Here is a 20,229-nt window from a genome sequence, read left to right on the forward strand (position 1 = left end):
TTTTTCTGATTTTTCCCATAAAAAAACCCCTCCATAGTAAACAGTATCAGCCTTTGCTTTTTCCTGTCTACTATAAGGGGATAATATCATAAGTGGTCAGCCCCTTTTCTCAACTACTGTTTTAACGATGCTTTCACAAACTCACGGAACAGCGGCTGCGGTCTCGTCGGACGAGATGTAAATTCCGGATGGAATTGCGCCGCAACAAACCATGGATGGTCTTTTAATTCAATAATTTCGACTAAACGGCCATCCGGGCTTGTACCAGAAAAGACAAAACCGTGCTGCTCCATCACTTGACGATATTGGTTATTAAATTCATAGCGATGGCGATGACGCTCATAAATGACTTCATCTTGATAGGCAGCAAATGCAAGTGTGCCTTCTGTCAGCTTACAAGGATAAAGTCCTAAACGCAATGTTCCGCCTAAATCTTCGACTTCTTTTTGCTCCGGCAGTAAATCGATAATCGGATGCGGTGTATTTGGATCAATTTCTGATGAATGAGCGCCTTTCAAACCGACGACATTGCGGGCAAATTCAACTGAAGCCAGCTGCATTCCCAAGCAAATACCAAGAAACGGCACTTTATTTTCGCGGGCATAGCGAATGGCTTCAATTTTTCCTTCAATACCGCGGTCCCCAAAGCCGCCCGGTACGAGAATACCGTCCGCATCTTTTAAGAGTTCTTCAACATTTTCGCTATTGACATGTTCAGAGTTAATCCACTTAATTTCTACTTCTGAGTCAAATGCATAACCTGCATGACGAAGCGCCTCAACAACAGAAATGTATGCATCTTGAAGCTCTACATATTTACCAACAAGCGCAATTTTTGTTTTGTTAGAAAGGTTACGCACTTTTTCAACAAGCGCTTTCCATTCTGTCATATCTGCTTCTTTGCAATCTAGCTTTAAGTGTTCACAAACAATTTGGTCTAATTTTTGTTCTTGAAGCATTAACGGAACGGCATATAACGTATCAGCATCGCGTGCTTCAATGACAGCTTTTGGATCAATATCGCAGAATAAAGCGATTTTGTCTTTCATGTCTTGAGACATCGGCATTTCTGTACGAACAACAATCACGTTCGGCTGAATGCCGAGGCTACGAAGTTCTTTTACGCTATGCTGCGTTGGCTTCGTTTTCATTTCGCCAGCTGCTTTAATATAAGGAACAAGCGTACAATGGATATACATGACATTTTCACGGCCGACATCGCTTTTAATTTGGCGAATCGCTTCTAAAAACGGCAATGATTCAATGTCACCAACCGTACCGCCGATTTCTGTAATCACGACATCGGCATTGGTTTCGCGCCCCGCACGGAATACCCGTTCTTTAATTTCATTTGTAATGTGCGGGATGACTTGCACCGTACCGCCTAGGTAATCGCCACGGCGCTCTTTTTTCAAAACAGTAGAGTAGATTTTTCCGGTCGTTACATTGCTATATTTATTTAAGTTAATATCAATGAAACGTTCGTAGTGACCTAAATCCAAATCTGTTTCCGCACCGTCATCTGTGACAAACACTTCTCCGTGTTGATACGGACTCATTGTCCCTGGGTCGACGTTAATGTATGGATCAAATTTTTGAATTGTTACATTTAAACCGCGGTTTTTCAGTAAACGGCCCAAAGAGGCTGCTGTAATTCCTTTTCCTAGAGATGAAACAACACCGCCAGTCACGAAAATATACTTTGTCATCTTTTGTTTCCCCCTTGCCAAAAATATATGTAACATTTAAAGTGTGCGCAAAACGACACTATTTCATTTTCATAGGGAACAGCCAAAAATAAAAAACGCTCCGCTTACTCAATACGTAAGGGAGCGATATATTTTTTATAAATACCTTTTTTAAAGAGCCCAGATAAAATTCTACATAGTTCGCTATATAAAGTCAAGAAAATTATAATTCCTCTTCTTCAGCTTCATCATCGACATCTAATTCATCTTCTAGATCCTCATCGCCTAAGTCAAACTCTTCATCATCAAGAAGTTCCTCATCGAATTCGTCTGGATCATCAAGATCAAATTCATCATCGATTATATCTTCATCATCGAGATCGATGTCATCTTCAAAGTCATCGAGAGCATCATATTCAAGTTCTTCTTCATCAATCTCATCAAAGTCGTCATACTCATCAAGCACTTTTTTCTTCTTCTTCGTTGTTTTAACAACTGGTGCTGTCTCTTCTTCAATTTGATCATAAGGATACCATGCCCGCAATCCCCAACGGTTTTCTCCGATACAAATAAAACGGCCGTCAATGTTTAAGTCTGTATAAAATTGTGCGATGCGCCCTCTTACTTCTTCCTCTGATAAATGGAGGATAGCGGCAATTTCATTAACCAGCTGTTGAAAAGACACTGCTTCCTTTTTATCGGACAGTACTAAGTAAGCAAGCTCAACAAGTGACATTTCTTGCAATTCTTCTTGAGAGTATTGCTCCAAACTCAACTCAGGCACTCCCCTTCTATATGTATAGTGGAACTTTTATGAAAAGTAAATCGTGTTCCTATTAGAATACATACCATTCATTATAAACAATTTCATTGAGTTTATGCTAGTTCATTCTCATAGTTTCTGAAAAAATTCCTTTTTACAGTCGAAAAGAGGCCGACCTAAAAAGTGTCAGACCCCTCAACCCCAATATATAGTGCATAACATGAGTTGAGAACACTATATATGATGGATTGTGCGTGAGGTCAGACACTTCTGGGTCAGCCTCTATTTGACCGTCTTACATGTTGCGGCGATATTGACCGCCAACTTCATATAGCGCTTTTGTAATTTGACCGAGGCTAGCGACTTTCACTGTTTCCATCAATTCTTCAAAAATATTGCCGCCGCTTACGGCCACATGCTTTAAGCGTTTTAGCGCCTCGTCTACTTTATCTTTATTGCGCTCGTGGAAGGCACGTAAATTCTTAATTTGCAATTCTTTTTCTTCATAAGAAGCGCGCGCCAGCTGGATATTGTTCAATTCTTCTTCAGATGGCGGATTTGGGTTTAAATATGTGTTCACGCCAATAATCGGAAGCTCTCCACTATGTTTTTTCATTTCATAATACATTGACTCATCTTGAATTTTTCCGCGCTGATATTGCGTCTCCATCGCACCTAACACACCGCCGCGGTCATTGAGTCGCTCAAATTCTTTCAATACCGCTTCTTCTACTAAGTCGGTTAACTCTTCAATAATAAACGATCCTTGCAATGGATTTTCATTTTTCGTTAAACCATGCTCTTTTGTAATGATGAGCTGAATCGCCATCGCACGGCGGACAGATTCTTCTGTTGGCGTTGTAATCGCTTCATCATACGCATTTGTATGCAGTGAGTTGCAGTTATCATGAATCGCCATCAATGCCTGCAATGTTGTGCGAATATCGTTAAAGTCAATCTCTTGCGCATGGAGCGAACGGCCTGATGTTTGAACATGATATTTTAATTTTTGGCTTCTTTCATTTGCCCCGTATTTCTCACGCATGACAATCGACCAAATGCGGCGCGCCACACGACCGAGCACCGTATACTCTGGGTCCAGTCCGTTGCTGAAGAAGAATGAGAGGTTTGGCGCGAAATCATCAATATGCATGCCACGGCTTAAATAATACTCCACGTATGTAAAGCCGTTTGCCAACGTAAACGCAAGCTGCGAAATTGGGTTCGCTCCCGCTTCGGCAATATGATAGCCGGAAATCGAAACAGAATAATAGTTGCGTACTTTATTTTTAATGAAGTACTCTTGAATGTCTCCCATCATTTTTAGCGCAAATTCGGTTGAGAAAATGCATGTGTTTTGTCCCTGGTCTTCCTTAAGAATATCAGCTTGTACCGTACCGCGGACCGTTTGCAGCGTATACGCTTTTACCTCTTCATACTCCGCTTCTGTTAACGGGCGGCCTAACTCCGCTTCACGTTTTTCTACTTGCTGATGAATAGCCGTATTCATAAACATCGCTAAAATAATTGGCGCCGGACCGTTAATGGTCATGGAAACGGAAGTTAATGGGTCACATAAATCAAAGCCTTTATACAGCTTTTTCATGTCATCTAACGTACATACATTGACACCGCTTTCGCCAATTTTCCCGAAAATGTCCGGGCGATAGTCCGGGTCATGTCCGTACAATGTCACAGAATCAAACGCTGTACTTAAACGCTTCGCCGGATCATCTTTACATAAATAGTGGAAGCGGCGGTTTGTCCGTTCAGGTGTTCCTTCACCAGCAAATTGCCGTTTTGGATCTTCGCCTTGGCGCTTAAATGGGAATACACCCGCTGTAAACGGAAAGGATCCTGGTACGTTTTCTTTATATACCCAGCGCAAAATCTCGCCGTAATCTTTAAATTTCGGAAGTACAACTTTCGGAATATCTAAGCCGGACAAGCTCTTTGTTGTCAGCTCTGTAACAATCTCTTTGTCGCGAATTTTTGTGACAAATTGCTTCGCTGCATATTTGGCTTTTACATCCTCCCACGAAGCAAGAATTTGTTTTGACTCTGGAGTTAGCTGACTTTCATAATGCTGTTTCAATGCTTCCAGAGAAGTAAGAATTTCTTTGTTTCGCTCGCGCTCTTTCACCGCTTCAATCGCACCTTCTAACTGGAACAAGCGGCGCGCAATGTTCACTTGTTGATCAACCTTTTTATGATAGTTGCGAACCGTTTCAGTAATTTCACGTAAGTAATGGCGTCGTTCGTTTGGAATAATGACGTTTTGCTTTTCGACCTGATCCACTTTTTGTAATGTTGTCGTCCAGTTCGTTCCTGCTTTTTTGTTAATTAAATCAATGAGTGCAACAAATAAAGTGTTCGTGCCCGGATCATTAAACTGGCTGGCAATCGTGCCGTAAACAGGCATTTCTGATAAGTCTTTATCAAAGAGCTGATGGCTGCGCTGATACTGCTTTTGCACTTGGCGCTTCGCATCTTCGGAGCCTTTTCGTTCAAATTTATTAATGACGATTAAATCAGCATAGTCAATCATATCGATTTTCTCAAGCTGTGACGGTGCACCGAATTCACTCGTCATGACATACATGGAAATGTCGCATACTTCCGTAATCGCTGCATCACCTTGACCAATTCCGCTTGTCTCGACAATGATTAAGTCGAAACCAGCTGCTTTGACAACATTAATCGCGTCTTTAATCGCAAGTGACAACTCGGAACGGGAATTTCTTGTCGCTAAGCTGCGCATATAGACACGCGGCGAGTTAATGGAGTTCATACGAATGCGGTCGCCTAAAAGAGCACCGCCTGTTTTTTGTTTCGTTGGGTCAATAGATAACACCGCTACTTTCTTCTCTGGAATTTCGTTTAAGAAACGGCGAATGAGCTCGTCTGTTAATGAACTTTTACCAGCACCGCCCGTACCGGTAATACCGACGATTGGAACTGGTTTTGTCAACTCTTTCACTTTTTCCATGACACTTTCGACTGTCGCCGCCGCTTCTGTTGTTACTTCAATACGGTTTTCTGAAAGTGTAATTAAACGGGCGATTGCCTGTACATCCCCTTTTGGCAGCCGTTTAATTTCGTCGGTAATTTCCCTAATAGTTGGAAAATCACACTCTTCTATCATGACGTTAATCATTCCTTGCAACCCAAGGACGCGTCCATCTTCCGGAGAGAAAATACGGGCAATTCCGTATTCGTGCAGCTCTTTTATTTCCCTAGGAATAATGACGCCGCCACCGCCGCCATAAATGCGGATATGCGATGCACCGCGCTCTTTTAGCAAGTCATACATATATTTAAAAAATTCCACATGCCCGCCTTGATAGGAAGATACCGCAATCCCTTGTACATCTTCTTGAATCGCTGCATTGACAATTTCCTCAACAGAACGGTTATGTCCTAAGTGAATGACCTCGGCACCGCTTGCCTGCAAAATACGGCGCATAATATTAATCGATGCGTCATGACCATCAAACAAACTGGATGCCGTTACAAAGCGAACGTGATGTTTCGGACGATAAATATGTGCCATACCTTTTCCCCCTTTTATGACCGTTTCTCCAAAATCCCCTTTAACAATAGATTCGTTTGCATCTCAATGTACTCATCAAGCGTGTACATTTTCTGCAACGCCCAACGACGGAATCCCCACATTTGTCCTAAAACGAAAATGTTGTGAGCAAATAAGCGAATTTCTTGTTCATTTAAGTGAAACACTCCGTTATCGACGCATTGTTTCAAGATGTTTTCAAACATGCCGACCATCTGCATCTCTTTATCCAACACATATGGCAAAGACTCTTTACTTAGCGATTTCGCTTCCTGATACATGACAAGCACTTCATCTTGCAGCTCATCAACAACTTTAAAATAATGGGCAATGGCTAACTTAAAGCTTTCCAGCGTACCTTGATGTGTATCGATGTCTTTTTCCATGCGCTCGCGTACTTCATCGTAAATGCGGTCGCATACTAAATAAAGGACATCTTCTTTTTGCCGAATATATTCATAAAGCGTTCCGATACTAAAGCCGGACGCTTTCGCAATTTCTCTTGTCGTCGTACGATGAAAGCCTTTTTGTTTAAATAGAGCAATGGCTCCTTTAATCATTTGGTTACGCCTCTTTTTAATAAGGCGCGCATCTTTAACAGATGCTGGTACTTCACGCTTGCTCATTGTCATCACCTACAACAGATGAGACTGACTGTTCAATCGCTCCATACATGGTGTGACGGTCAGCCCCTCACATTTATCCAATCATTATTTTGTTAACATACGGGAAATAACAATGCGTTGAATTTCCTGCGTTCCTTCGTAAATTTGCGTAATTTTGGCATCACGCATGAAGCGTTCTACAGGATAGTCTTTCGTATAACCGTATCCGCCAAAAATTTGTACCGCATCCACGGTTACTTTCATTGCCGTATCACCAGCGAATAATTTTGCCATAGCTGATTCTTTTCCGTACGGTAGACCGTTTGATTCAAGCCATGCCGCTTGATATGTTAATAATCGCGCTGCTTCTACCGCCGTTGCCATATCAGCCAATTTAAAGCCAACACCCTGTTGTTCAGCGATTGGTTTGCCGAACTGAACGCGGCCTTTCGCATATTCCACCGCCGCATCTAATGCTCCTTGCGCAATACCTACTGCTTGTGCTGCAATACCATTCCGTCCGCCATCTAATGTCATCATCGCAATTTTAAAGCCATCTCCTTCTTGTCCAAGAAGGTTGTCTTTCGGAATGCGGCAGTCTTCAAAAATTAACTCTGTTGTCGGTGATGAACGAATGCCAAGCTTTTTCTCTTTTTTACCGATGGAGAATCCCGGCGTGCCTTTTTCAACGATGAACGCGCTGATTCCTTTATGCTTCTTCTCTGGATCTGTCACTGCAAACACGACATAAATTTCCGCTTCGCCGCCATTTGTAATCCATACTTTTGAGCCATTTAATACATAGTGGTCACCATCTAATACTGCTCTTGTCTTCATTGAAGACACGTCCGATCCCGCTCCCGGCTCTGAAAGGCCGTAAGCACCTAACTTTTTCCCTGTGGCCAAGGCGCGCAAATATGTTTGTTTTTGTTCTTCCGTACCAAACTTATAAATCGGCCAGCTTGCCAAGGAAATATGTGCGGATAACGTAACACCTGTAGAAGCGCACACTTTTGATAATTCTTCAACAGCAATGACATAAGCTAAATAATCGCTGCCGATACCGCCATATTCTTCCGGCCAAGGAATCCCTGTTAAACCGAGATCGGCCATTTTATTAAAAATCTCGCGGTCAAACCGCTCTTCTTCGTCACGCTCTGCCGCTGTCGGCGCTACTTCATTCTTCGCAAAGTCACGCACCATTTTTCGTATCATTTCATGTTCTTCTGTTAATTGAAAGTTCATGTCCCCATCCCCCTATAACTGTTTGCTGATGACTAAGCGCTGAATTTCGCTTGTTCCCTCATAAATTTCGCAAACTTTCGCATCGCGGAACAGGCGCTCAACTGGATAGTCTTCTGTGTAGCCATTCCCGCCGAAAATTTGTACCGCTTCGATCGCATTTTCCATCGCTGCTCTTGAAGCAAACAGCTTCGCCATTGACGCTTCTTTGCCGCATGGAAGCCCGTTAGAGCGAAGAAATGCTGCACGATACACTAACAGTTTCGCTGCTTCTACCGCCGTTGCCATATCAGCAAGCTTAAATGCTACGCCTTGCTGTGCAGCAATCGGTTTGCCGAATTGAATCCGCTCTTTGGCATAGGCAGTTGCATGTTCTAATGCTGCTTCAGCAATTCCAAGCGATTGTGCGGCAATGCCGATGCGGCCGACATCAAGGTTGGCCATCGCAATTTTAAAGCCTTGGCCTTCTTCGCCTAATAAATTTTCTGCTGGTACCTTTGCATCTTCAAAGGAAATTTGTACGGTTCGCGAACCGTGCAGTCCCATCTTTTTCTCGTCTTTGCCGATAATAAATCCAGGTGTGTCTTTTTCAACAATAAAGGCAGAAACGCCGCGGCTTCCCGGTTCATCAGGGTTGGTGCGAGCAAAGACAATATACGTGTCCGCCTCACCACCGTTTGTAATGAATACTTTTGAGCCGTTAAGGATATAGTAATCGCCTTGACGAACCGCTTTCGTTTTTAAGCTTTTTGCATCGGAACCTGCTCCTGGCTCCGTCAAGCAAAACGCTCCTAAATATTCGCCGCTTGCAAGTTTCGGCACATATTTTCTTTTTTGTTCCTCCGTACCGAAATAAAGAATCGGATTTGTGCCGACAGACGTATGCACGGATAAAATAACACCGACAGTCGCACTGACCTTAGAAATTTCATGAATCGCAATAATATAAGAAGTAAAGTCCATTCCCGCGCCGCCGTATTCCTCAGGAATGGTGATTCCCATTAAACCGAGCTCCGCCATTTTCTTTAAAATTTCGCGCGGAAATTCTCCCTTTTCCATCCTTTCAACAAATGGCGCAATTTCGTTTTCTGCAAATTCTTTGACCATTTTCCGCATCATTTCTTGCTCTTCTGTAAAACGTAAATTCATATATGCCACCTTCTTTGTTGGAAATTAGCCATGAGTTATTCGTATGTGTAAAATCCTCTTCCTGTTTTGCGTCCAAGCCAACCGGCTTTCACATATTTTCTTAACAGCGGGCAAGGACGGTATTTGTCATCGCCAAAACCTTCATGCAACGTTTCCATAATGTAGAGGCACGTATCTAAACCGATAAAGTCTGCTAGAGTTAGAGGCCCCATCGGATGATTCATTCCAAGCTTCATCACTTCATCGATTGCTTCCTTTGTCGCTACTCCTTCATATAACGTATAAATCGCTTCGTTAATCATCGGCATTAAAATGCGATTGGACACAAAGCCAGGGAAATCGTTCACTTCTACTGGCACTTTATTCAATTTGTGTGTAATATCTTCGATTGTTTGGTACACTTCATCTGCTGTTGCTAAGCCGCGAATAATTTCCACAAGCTTCATGACAGGAACTGGATTCATAAAATGCATGCCGATGACTTTTTCTGGTCGTTTCGTTGCTGCAGCGATTTCTGTGATTGGTAGCGAGGAGGTATTTGTTGCTAAAATGGCGTGTTCAGGAGCAATTTCGTCTAGCTGCGAGAAAATACTTGTTTTCACTTCCATGTTTTCAACAACGGCTTCGATGACTAAATCGACGTTGCTTGCATTGTTTAAATCAATGGAAGGAGTAATTCGATTCAAAATGCTTTCTTTCTCTTCTTGTGTCATTCGTCCTTTTTCAACTTGACGCGTTACATTTTTTGTAATTGTCGCAAGTCCGCGATCCACATACTCTTGTTTTAAGTCGTGCAAGAAAACATCATATCCAGCCATGGCACAAACTTGGGCAATACCAGAACCCATTTGTCCAGCACCGACAACCATTATTTTTTGTACGTCCATTGTCCCATCCCCTATCAACGAATATTTTTTGAACGATACGGCTGACCCATCAGCGTCTAACCTCACATACTTCATGATTGTGTTGTGGGGTCTAACACTTTGCTTTTGGGTCAGCCTCACTATTTTTAGTTGACTTCGATCATAATCGCATCGCCTTGGCCGCCGCCGCTACAAATAGAAGCAATGCCAATTCCGCCACCGCGGCGCTTTAACTCATGAATAAGCGTAATAATAATGCGTGCTCCGCTTGCACCGATTGGGTGTCCTAATGCTACTGCACCGCCGTTGACGTTGACTTTTTCCGGGTCTAACCCAGCAATTTTGATACTTGCTAACGCCACTGCGGAAAATGCTTCATTAATTTCAAATAAATCAATTTCATCTGCTGTTTTGCCTGTCTTTCTTAACAATTCATTGATGACAAGACCCGGTGTTTTCGGGAAGTCTTTTGCTTCAACAGCAATTGCTGTATGAGCAAGAATCGTTGCCAGCGGTTTTCTTCCTTCACGCAATGCCCGCTCTTCGCTCATCAATACAAGCGCTGCCGCTCCATCGTTCACACCAGGGGCATTTCCTGCTGTAATCGTTCCTGTCGGGTCAAACACGGGAGCGAGTTTCGCTAATTTTTCAATAGATGTATCTTTGCGCGGCGCTTCATCGTGTTCGACTAAAAGGGGCTCGCCTTTGCGCTGCGGGATTTCAACCGGCACGATCTCCTCAGCTAACTTTCCAGACTCGATGGCCGCAATAGCGCGCTGATGGCTGCGATATGCCCAAGCATCTTGCTCTTCACGAGAGATTTCTAGTTCCCGTGCTGTACTGCTGCCATAGTTGCCCATGTGGACACCATTAAAACTACAAGTTAATCCATCATGTACCATTAAATCTTTTACTGTTGAATCTCCCATGCGAAACCCCCAACGTGCCTTCGGCAACATGTAAGGAGCATTACTCATTGATTCCATTCCGCCCGCGACAATGACTTCTTCATCGCCTGCGCGAATAATTTGATCAGCAAGCGTAACACTGCGCATACCAGATGCGCACACTTTATTGATTGTTTCCGTTTTAACTTCCCAAGGAATTCCTGCATAACGAGCGGCCTGACGAGATGGAATCTGTCCTTGACCTCCTTGAAGCACCGTTCCTAAAATCACTTCATTGACTTCTTCTGCTTGTACTTGAGCACGCAACAATGCCTCTTTTACAGCAATCCCTCCTAATTGAGATGCTGTTAAAGAGCTTAATCCGCCACCAAATTTACCAAATGGAGTGCGTACTCCGCTTAAAATAACCGTTTTTCCCATTTTCCTCTCCCCCTTTAAATGTATATGTTGAACTAGGCAATGCCTAAAGTTCAGACACATGAACTCTAAAGAAAACGATTACACAACCGACTGAACGTTCGCTCGATTTATAGTGTTAGGTGAAGGGGTAACCCTAAAGTAAAGTGTCAACTCCCTCGACCACCATATAGATAAGAACACTATATAGGATGGATTTCACGCAAAGTCAGACACTTTTCGGTCATCCCCTTCAAATCTATTATACTATATTTTACTGATAATTCATTATTTTTTTAATTTATTTACTTATCTCCAAATACGGCTTTCTCTAATAATTCAGCGATATCATAAGTTGCTACTTGATCTTCTACTTCTTTCGCTTTTGTTCCATCTGTCAACATCGTTAAACAGTAAGGACAGCCGGAACTGATAATAGTTGGATTGACCGCCAGCGCTTGTTCGGTTCTTGCGACATTAATACGCGTTCCTGTTGTTTCCTCCATCCACATAAGGCCGCCGCCAGCGCCACAGCACATTCCTGTTTCGCGATTACGTTCCATCTCAACAAGTTTTACGCCAGGGATAGAGCGTAAAATCTTCCGAGGTTGTTCGTATACTTCGTTATAGCGTCCAAGGTAACATGAATCGTGGAATGTAATTGTTTCGTTGACTTCATACTTCGGTACTAACTTTCCTTCATCAATCAACTTCGCCAGCAGTTCCGTATGATGATATACTTCCGCCTCTAAGCCAAAATCAGGGTATTCGTTTTTGAACGTGTTATAAGCGTGCGGGTCAATGGTTACGATTTTCTTAACGCCCGCTTTTTCAAATTCGGCAATGTTGTTTGTTGCTAGTTCCTGGAATAAAAATTCGTTTCCAAGACGGCGCGGCGTATCTCCAGAGTTTTTCTCTTTGTTTCCTAAAATCGCAAATTTGACACCCGCCTCGTTTAAAAGACGCGCAAACGCTAAAGCGATTTTTTGGCTGCGATTATCAAATGCCCCCATTGAGCCAACCCAGAATAAATATTCAAACTCTTCGCCAGCTTTCTGCATTTCTTTTACTGTTGGAATGTGAACATCATCTCTTAATTCACGCCAATTTTCTTTTTCTTTGCGATTTAATCCCCACGGGTTTCCTTGGCGCTCAATGTTTGTCATCGCCCGTTGTGCATCTGGATTCATTTTTCCTTCCGTTAATACGAGATAACGGCGAAGGTCAATAATTTTATCGACGTGTTCATTCATAACCGGACATTGGTCTTCACAGTTACGACATGTGGTACATGCCCAAATTTCTTCTTCCGTAATGACATCGCCAATCAAGTTTGGTATTTCTAGCGTTGCTGCTTGCTCTTGCATTCCTTGTGCAGCAAAAGCAAGTTGATTTCCCCTTGTATTTTTAAACGCAAATGTCGGCACCCAAGGCGCTCTTGATGTGACTGCTGCACCTTTTTCAGTTAAATGGTCGCGCAACTTTAAAATTAAATCCATTGGCGAAAGCATTTTTCCTGTTCCCGTCGCCGGACACATATTTGTACAGCGACCGCACTCAACACAAGCGTATAAATCAATCAGCTGTGTTTGCTTAAAGTCTTCGATTTTCCCGACACCAAATGATTCTTGTGTTTCATCTTCAAAATCGATTTTTTCAAGTTTTGGTCTAGACAAACGGCTAAAAAACACATTCACAGGACCAGCAATTAAGTGCGCATGCTTGGATTGGGGCACGTACACTAGAAATGTAAGTAAAATCAATAAATGTACCCACCAAGAAACATAGAAAAGGACAGCCGCGCCTGTTTTCCCTATCCATTGGAATGCAACGGCAATCGCTGAGGCGACAGGTTCGCTCCATTTTATCTCTTCGCCGTGCCAAACGATGCTCATTCCGTTACCAAACAATACGGAAAGCATAAGGCCACCGATAAAAATTAATACTAAGCCTGCTTTAAAATCGCGTTTTAAACGAACAAGCTTTTCAATATAGCGGCGATAAAATGCCCAAAACACCGCAACTAAAATGAGCAACGTAACAATTTCTTGGAAAAACGTAAAGGCAGGATAAAGCGGACCAAGCGGAAGATGAGTCCCCGGCACTAATCCTTTAATGATGAAGTCAATCGCACCGAATTGGACAAGAATAAAACCGTAAAAAAACATCACGTGAATGATTCCGCTTTTTTTATCTTTCAATAACTTTTTCTGCCCAAAAACATTGATCCAGATTTTTTCTAAGCGCTCTTTTACTTTTTGGTCAAATTCTACTTTTTTACCGAGTTTAATGTAGATCATTCTCGTTTTCACCAAATAAGTAAATAAATACACCCCGTAAGCGGTTACAAGCAAAAACGCAATAAAATTAATAAGCAGTAACCCGTTCACCGTTGACTCCCCTTTCCCCCTCAATTAACATTTCTTTAATTAAAAATATTTACAACAAAATAAATTTTCAGAATTGTATTCTTGAGTCTATTTTATGGGTGAATGAGCATTCAGTCAACAACATTTTTTTGACAAGTTATCCCATCATTGATTCAAGCTAAGAAGGGAAAGTTAATAATTAACGGAAACTAGCGGGAGGGAATGAAATGGTCGTTCTTCTTTTTATTGTTATTTTATTATTGTTAATCGTTCTTGATGACAAGCTTGGACAAAAAATATACCGGTCTAAGACAGCACAGAAAGAATATCCGATGCGAAACAGCAATCTCACGTTTTTTAAACATGGAAAACGGCTGTTTAATGATTACTTTGAAGCGATTCAGCAAGCAAAACATCATATCCATATTTTGTTTTATATTGTGAAAACAGATCACATTAGTCAACAGTTTTACGACCTTTTAAAACAAAAAGCAAAAGAAGGCGTAGAAGTGCGCCTCCTTGTTGATCGAATTGGAAGCTTTGGCCTTCCGAAAACAGTGATTCGTTCGTTACAGGAGAGTGGCGTAAAGTTTGCCTACACTCATCGACCGACATTTCCCTATTTTTTTTATAAACTGAACCGAAGAAATCACCGAAAAATTACAGTGATCGATGGAAAAATAGGATACATCGGCGGCTTTAATATTGGCAAAGAGTATATTGGACAAGATCCGAAATTCGGAGAGTGGCGGGATTATCATTTAAAAGTAACTGGTGAAGGTGTACAAGATTTACAAACACAATTTTTTGATGATTGGGCTGTAGCGACAAAAGAAAAATTAGTTTCAAAAAACGATTATTTTCCAGAGGTCGAGTCCGGAACTATTCCCCATAAATTCATTGCGACAAATGGTCATTTTTTAGAAAATGACTACGTTCACTTAATTCATCAAGCAAAAAAAGAATTAATTATTGGGAGCCCGTATTTCATTCCAAGTAAGAAAGTAATGAAGGCTCTATTAGACGCTTTGCACCGCGGTGTAAAAGTGATGATTCTTGTACCACTAAAGGCTGACCACCCTTTAGTAAAAGAAGCTGCTTTTCCATACTTTTACCGCCTGCTTAAAGCAGGAGCACATATTTATCGTTTTTATCAAGGATTTTATCACGCAAAAGTAATTATTATTGATGACAAGCTGTGTGATATTGGAACTGCGAATTTTGATAAGCGAAGCTTTTTCCTTAACAGCGAAATCAATTGCTATATTCATGATAAGCAATTTATAAAGACCGTTAGGACAGCTGTGAATCAAGACTTTGCTGATGCGGAAAAACTGACGCTTGATTTTTGGCGGAAACGGACATTATGGGAACGGGGAAAAGAATCTGTTTCTATGTTAATCTCTGGATTATTGTAAAGCGAAAAAAGTTGGGGGGAATCCCCTCAACTTTTTTAAAGTAGCTATTCACCATATTTACTTCAATAAAGGGGCTATCCACTGAAATACTTTCATGCCTAAATAAATACCAACAATCCCCATAATCCCTGCCAATGCTGGTGGAGCTGGAATTGGCAGTCTTAATAATGCGAATAGAAAGCCGACAATCATGCCGGTTAGCAAGGATAAGATCACTTCTTTCACTTTTATCGACCTCCAAGTCCATTTTGCTGATATTATTTACAAGAAAAAGACCCTCTACTCGTAAAAGAAGAGGGTCTCATTCATGATTACATTTTCTCAGGTGCCGATACTCCAACAAGTGCCAACGCGTTTTGCAATGTAATTTGCACCGCCTTCATTAATGCCAGACGGGCGCGGCTTTTCTCTTTGTTTTCTGGATCTAATACTTTTTCCGCATTATAGAAACTATGTAATGCTGAAGCTAAATCAAAAATATAGTTCGTAATGCGGTGAGGCATGCGTTTTAATGCTGCCTCAGATACAGCAGCTGGAAATTCACCTAACTTTTTCAACAGCTCAATCTCTTTTTCAGACTGAATATAATCTAGTTGCAGTTCTCCTTCGTAAGATAAGTTTTGCTCTTCTCCTTGACGAAGAATGCTGCATACGCGCGCATGCGCATATTGTGCATAGTAAACAGGGTTTTCATTTGATTTAGAAACAGCTAAGTCCATGTCAAAGTCAAGGTGTGTGTCGCTTGAGCGCATCGCAAAGAAATAACGTGTCGCGTCAAGTCCGACCTCTTCCATTAAGTCGCGCATTGTCACCGCTTTGCCTGTACGCTTGCTCATTTTTACTTTTTCGCCGTTTTGGTACAAGCTGACAAGCTGAATGATTTCAACTTCAAGCATATCCGGATCATATCCCAGCGCCTGAATCGCCGCTTTCATGCGTGGAATGTATCCATGATGGTCAGCTCCCCAAATATTAATAATTTTTTGGAAGCCACGTTTTAGCTTATCTTGGTGATAAGCGATATCTGGCATTAAATACGTATATGATCCATCCTGCTTAATAAGGACGCGGTCTTTGTCATCACCAAATGATGTCGAGCGGAACCATGTCGCGCCATCCTTTTCATAAACATGGCCCTTCTCACGAAGTGTCGCTAATGCTTCGTCAATTTTGCCGTTATGGTACAGCGATGTCTCAGAATACCAGACATCAAACGTAACACGGAAATCTTCTAAGTCTTTTTTAATCTTGTCTAGCTCATATTTTAATCCATACTCGCGGAACAATGTTAAACGTTCCTGTTCGTCTATATGAACGTACTTGTCGCCATGTTCTTCAGCGAGCTTTTTACCGATTTCGATAATGTCGTCCCCGTAATAACCGTCTTCTGGCATTTCTTTATCCATGCCTAATGCTTGGAAATAACGCGCTTCGATTGATTTTGCTAAGTTATAGATTTGATTTCCGGCGTCATTAATATAGTACTCGCGAGTTACATCAAATCCCGCTTTTGCTAAAATGTTGCATAGCGAGTCGCCGACAGCCGCACCGCGCGCATGTCCTAAATGCAGGTTCCCTGTTGGGTTCGCGGAAACGAACTCGACTTGCACTTTTTGTCCTTGTCCGACATTTGTCTCCCCATAAGACGCGCCTGCTTTTATAATCGCAGGAATTAAGTCCGTTAAATAGCTGTTGTTCATGTAGAAGTTGATGAAGCCAGGGCCAGCGATTTCGATTTTTTCAATGGATGCTTTTGTTTTGTCAAAGTTGTTGACGATATCTTCCGCAATCATACGCGGTGCTTTTTTCGCGACGCGCGCAAGCTGCATCGCCATGTTCGTTGAGTAGTCACCATGTGCTTTATCTTTTGGCACTTCTAGAATGACGTTTGGAATTTGCTCTTCTGTCGCTAATCCCGCTTTTAAGACAGCAGCTTTAATTTCTTCCTTAATTTTTTCTTTCATCTGTTCAACGATGTTCATAATTTTGCCTCCCTGAACGTAATCGTAATGGAATAACGCCCTGCTTGTTGATTTTGCAGCTGCAATATGTAAGAAAAAAATAACTGTCCTTTTTTTGTCTTTTCATTATATTGATATTGCACGTTTTCGGTTTTGGTTTTCATTGTAAAATGACCGAGCGGACTTTGATAATTTCCAGTGGTCTCTTTGCTTTTTCGAAATACATGACGCATGTTAACCGCACCAGAGCGGAGTACGGTCACTTCCGCGTCGGTAATTTTTATAACGGTTTTCACTTTTCCCACTTCTTGTTCTTCATCAAAACTCAAATATATAGTGTTTCCTTTTAAGTAGTATAGACCATTTGTTTCGAATGCAACAGTCTCTTTGCGGAAACCATCTCGAATTTCTGTGACTTGCTTTAAATGAATTGGAGTACCCGTTGTTTTGTCCACAACATACACTTCCTTACTATACTCTATAACTTAAATAGTATAAATGAATTTTTTCATGATATTCAAGAGCCAAGCCAACAAGGAATCATTTTGATACAGAAAACATTTTATCTAACTCATAAACAAAGGGCCAGACTCCTCTATCACCATATACATCGTGATATATGGTGTTCATTAGAGAGAATCTGACCTTAATCAGTCAACCTAACGTTTGATTCTTATTCGTATCGACTTGGGCCTCTTTTAAATGGAGTAACATGTTCATTGTAAAAATAAGGACACTGATGGTTACAATCGTACCTCCAGCAGCCGTAACAGGAATCAATGCTGTTTTACCATTGACGACAAATGCTAAACCACCCATCATTAGCGGGAGTCCAATGTTATGCAGCCAAAAATGCGTTTTCGCTAATTTCGTTGAAGCCGTTTGCGGAAATAAATGATACAAAATTCCTGCAAGTGTTAACGCAGTCCAACCAAGTAAATTCATGTGCACATGAACAGGGGTCAAAGTGAATGAGTGCGAGATGGACATATAGAGCCCGAGACAGACACCAATCGCAAAATAAATGACAGAGATTTTCACTAAGCGGATCCCCATATCATCTCTCCTTATTTTTTATTATGAAAATAGAACTAGTACATTTTTATTGCAAAGAAAAATTGTTTATGTTTTTTTGTGTGAATTTTATAAACAAAAAAAGACCCTCGCCTATGCAGGCAAGGGTCTTGTGCATTATTTTCTTTTTTGCACCCAACCAAGAATCATTTCACGAACGAGTTTGCTTGCTGTGTTGGCTGTTTGCTCAGAGTGATCGTAAACAGGAGCTACCTCTACTAAGTCGGCACCGACTACTTTCACATCAGACTTAGCAATCTCATGGATAGCAGCAAGTAGTTCTTTTGACGTAATACCGCCGGCATCAACTGTACCCGTTCCAGGAGCATGCGCTGGGTCTAATACGTCAATGTCAATCGTCACATATACAGGACGTCCAGCGAGTTTTGGAAGAACTTCTTTTAACGGCTCTAATACTTCAAATTTTGCGATGTACATGCCGTTTTCTTTTGCCCATTCAAATTCTTCTTTCATACCGGAACGAATTCCAAAAGAATATACGTTTGTTGGTCCGATCAATTCGGCTGCCTTACGAATTGGTGTCGAGTGGGAAAGCGGCTCACCTTCATATTGTTCACGCAAGTCTGTATGCGCGTCCATATGAATAATCGCTAAATCAGGATATTTTTTGTACATCGCCTTAATAACAGGCCAAGAGACCAAGTGTTCGCCACCAAGACCAAGCGGGAATTTGTCTGCTGCTAAAATTTTATCAACAAATTCTTCAATCATATCTAAGCTGCGCTGTGCGTTACCGAATGGAAGTGGAATATCACCAGCATCGAAGTATTTTACTTCCTCTAGTTCACGGTCTAAATAAGGGCTATACTCTTCAAGACCGATAGATACTTCACGAATGCGCGCCGGACCGAAACGCGAACCTGGACGATAGCTAACTGTCCAGTCCATCGGCATGCCGTAAATAACCGCTTCACTTTCCTCAAAATTTGGATGACTCTTAATAAACACATTGCCAGAATAAGCCTCATCAAACCGCATTACAATACCTCCTTATTATGTGGGGGTCAGACCCCCGTTGCTTTAAAGCGTTAATAAAGTGGGGGACTGTCCCCCACTTGTTTAAAGTGTTAATGCGTTAATGTGTTGGGGGTCAGACCCCGATTAAATCTTTAACAAATTTTGGTAAAACAAAGCAAGCTTTGTGAAGTTCTTTTGTGTAGTATTTTGTGTCGATGTCATGGAAGCGTTCATCGCTAACTTCTAATGGATCATATTTTTTCGAACCGATTGTAAATGTCCACATGCCGCTTGGATATGTTGGAATGTTGGCGATATATAGACGTGTAATCGGGAAGATTTCGCGCACATCTCTTTGTACGTTTTTAATTAAGTCAGCTTTGAACCACGGATTGTCTGTCTGTGCAACAAAAATACCGTCTTCTTTTAATGCTTTCGCAATGCCTGCATAGAATCCTTTTGTAAATAAGTTCACCGCTGGGCCAACAGGCTCTGTAGAGTCAACCATAATGACGTCATATTCGTTCTCACTTTGCGCGATATGCATGAAACCATCATCTACTTTCACTTCCACGCGAGGATCATCTAATTTTCCAGCAATCTCAGGAAGATATTTTTTGGAATATTCGATAACTTTCCCGTCGATTTCAACTAATGTTGCTTTTTTCACACTCGGGTGTTTTAATACTTCGCGGATAACGCCACCGTCTCCGCCGCCAACAACAAGCACGTTTTCTGGATTTGGATGCGTAAATAAAGGAACGTGTGCTACCATTTCATGATAGACGAACTCATCTTTTTGTGTTGTCATGACCATGCCGTCTAAAATAAGCATGTTGCCAAACTCTTCTGTCTCCACCATGTCGAGCTTTTGAAATTCTGTTTGTTCTGTATGTAAAGTACGCTTAATTTTTGCTGTAATTCCAAAGTTTTCTGTCTGTTTTTCCGTAAACCATAGTTCCATGATGAACACCCTTTCTTCATAAATATCAAAAGTTATACTTATCATTTACTTGTTTTTTTAGTCTGGTTCTCGGCTTCGATCTTTCCTCATCAAATCATTATTAAGAATATTCCACTTTCACCAAAAAAGATAGACCTTTTCGACAATTTTAACTGATATTTTATCTTTTCCTTACAAACAAAAAACCAAACATGAAAAAGTATAGAGTAATCTAGCAAAATTTCAAGTAAAAATTGCTAGAAAAACGTTTAAAATAGGAAAAATCTCCTCATACTAA

Annotated in this window: 16 protein-coding genes; 1 reads left to right on the top strand and 15 read right to left on the bottom strand. The window is 41.5% G+C overall.

The window, feature by feature from the left end; genetic code table 11:
* Positions 1-113 precede the first annotated feature (113 nt).
* From HNQ85_RS15040 to HNQ85_RS15080, 9 genes are all read right to left on the bottom strand, one after another.
* The gene (locus HNQ85_RS15040; RefSeq protein ID WP_181538550.1) at positions 114-1,709 is read right to left on the bottom strand and encodes a CTP synthase; all 1,596 of its coding nucleotides are present in this window, start codon (positions 1,707-1,709) and stop codon (positions 114-116) included.
* 202 nt (positions 1,710-1,911) lie between these two features.
* Positions 1,912-2,463, bottom strand: coding sequence for a DNA-directed RNA polymerase subunit delta (gene rpoE, locus HNQ85_RS15045; protein WP_181538551.1), 552 nt, complete (start codon positions 2,461-2,463; stop codon positions 1,912-1,914).
* Between the two features lie 283 nt (positions 2,464-2,746).
* Entirely contained in the window at positions 2,747-6,004 is a 3,258-nt protein-coding gene (gene icmF / locus HNQ85_RS15050; protein WP_181538552.1) for a fused isobutyryl-CoA mutase/GTPase IcmF, read from the bottom strand.
* Positions 6,005-6,018: 14 nt separating this feature from the next.
* A complete protein-coding gene (locus HNQ85_RS15055; RefSeq protein ID WP_181538553.1) occupies positions 6,019-6,648 on the bottom strand; it encodes a TetR/AcrR family transcriptional regulator in 630 nt (209 codons plus the stop codon).
* Positions 6,649-6,732: 84 nt separating this feature from the next.
* Entirely contained in the window at positions 6,733-7,872 is a 1,140-nt protein-coding gene (locus HNQ85_RS15060) for an acyl-CoA dehydrogenase (protein WP_181538554.1), read from the bottom strand.
* Between the two features lie 12 nt (positions 7,873-7,884).
* On the bottom strand, positions 7,885-9,018 hold the full coding sequence (locus HNQ85_RS15065; RefSeq protein WP_181538555.1) for an acyl-CoA dehydrogenase: 1,134 nt from the start codon (positions 9,016-9,018) through the stop codon (positions 7,885-7,887).
* 35 nt (positions 9,019-9,053) lie between these two features.
* Positions 9,054-9,905: a 3-hydroxybutyryl-CoA dehydrogenase gene (locus tag HNQ85_RS15070; RefSeq protein ID WP_181538556.1), complete on the bottom strand. Its 852-nt coding sequence runs from the start codon at positions 9,903-9,905 to the stop codon at positions 9,054-9,056.
* Between the two features lie 125 nt (positions 9,906-10,030).
* Positions 10,031-11,212: an acetyl-CoA C-acetyltransferase gene (locus HNQ85_RS15075; protein WP_181538557.1), complete on the bottom strand. Its 1,182-nt coding sequence runs from the start codon at positions 11,210-11,212 to the stop codon at positions 10,031-10,033.
* Positions 11,213-11,493: 281 nt separating this feature from the next.
* Positions 11,494-13,578 carry a heterodisulfide reductase-related iron-sulfur binding cluster gene (locus HNQ85_RS15080; RefSeq protein ID WP_181538558.1) on the bottom strand — a complete coding sequence of 695 codons (2,085 nt, stop codon included), beginning with the start codon at positions 13,576-13,578 and terminating at the stop codon, positions 11,494-11,496.
* A 206-nt stretch (positions 13,579-13,784) separates the two neighbouring features.
* Here HNQ85_RS15080 and cls point away from each other — a divergent pair, with 206 nt between their 5' ends.
* Positions 13,785-14,975 (top strand): cardiolipin synthase, encoded by a 1,191-nt coding sequence (gene cls, locus HNQ85_RS15085; RefSeq protein WP_181538559.1) that lies wholly within the window; start codon positions 13,785-13,787, stop codon positions 14,973-14,975.
* Positions 14,976-15,032: 57 nt separating this feature from the next.
* Here the strand turns inward: cls and HNQ85_RS15090 are convergent, their stop codons facing one another.
* The 6 genes from HNQ85_RS15090 to speE all read right to left on the bottom strand — a co-directional run bounded on the left by HNQ85_RS15090 (position 15,033) and on the right by speE (position 19,952).
* Positions 15,033-15,200 carry a DUF1427 family protein gene (locus HNQ85_RS15090; protein ID WP_181538560.1) on the bottom strand — a complete coding sequence of 56 codons (168 nt, stop codon included), beginning with the start codon at positions 15,198-15,200 and terminating at the stop codon, positions 15,033-15,035.
* A gap of 86 nt (positions 15,201-15,286) precedes the next feature.
* A complete protein-coding gene (argS, locus tag HNQ85_RS15095; protein ID WP_181538561.1) occupies positions 15,287-16,957 on the bottom strand; it encodes an arginine--tRNA ligase in 1,671 nt (556 codons plus the stop codon).
* The gene (locus tag HNQ85_RS15100) at positions 16,954-17,391 is read right to left on the bottom strand and encodes a DUF1934 family protein (protein ID WP_181538562.1); all 438 of its coding nucleotides are present in this window, start codon (positions 17,389-17,391) and stop codon (positions 16,954-16,956) included. Before HNQ85_RS15100 ends, argS begins: the two co-directional genes overlap by 4 nt.
* A 199-nt stretch (positions 17,392-17,590) precedes the next feature.
* Positions 17,591-17,992 carry a cytochrome-c oxidase gene (locus HNQ85_RS15105; RefSeq protein WP_181538563.1) on the bottom strand — a complete coding sequence of 134 codons (402 nt, stop codon included), beginning with the start codon at positions 17,990-17,992 and terminating at the stop codon, positions 17,591-17,593.
* Positions 17,993-18,127: 135 nt separating this feature from the next.
* Positions 18,128-19,009 carry an agmatinase gene (gene speB, locus HNQ85_RS15110; protein ID WP_181538564.1) on the bottom strand — a complete coding sequence of 294 codons (882 nt, stop codon included), beginning with the start codon at positions 19,007-19,009 and terminating at the stop codon, positions 18,128-18,130.
* A 112-nt stretch (positions 19,010-19,121) separates the two neighbouring features.
* Entirely contained in the window at positions 19,122-19,952 is an 831-nt protein-coding gene (speE, locus tag HNQ85_RS15115) for a polyamine aminopropyltransferase (RefSeq protein ID WP_181538565.1), read from the bottom strand.
* Positions 19,953-20,229: the final 277 nt, after the last annotated feature.

It is taken from the genome of [Anoxybacillus] calidus (assembly GCF_013760845.1).
GTDB classification, from domain to species: Bacteria; Bacillota; Bacilli; order Bacillales; family Anoxybacillaceae; genus Paranoxybacillus; species Paranoxybacillus calidus.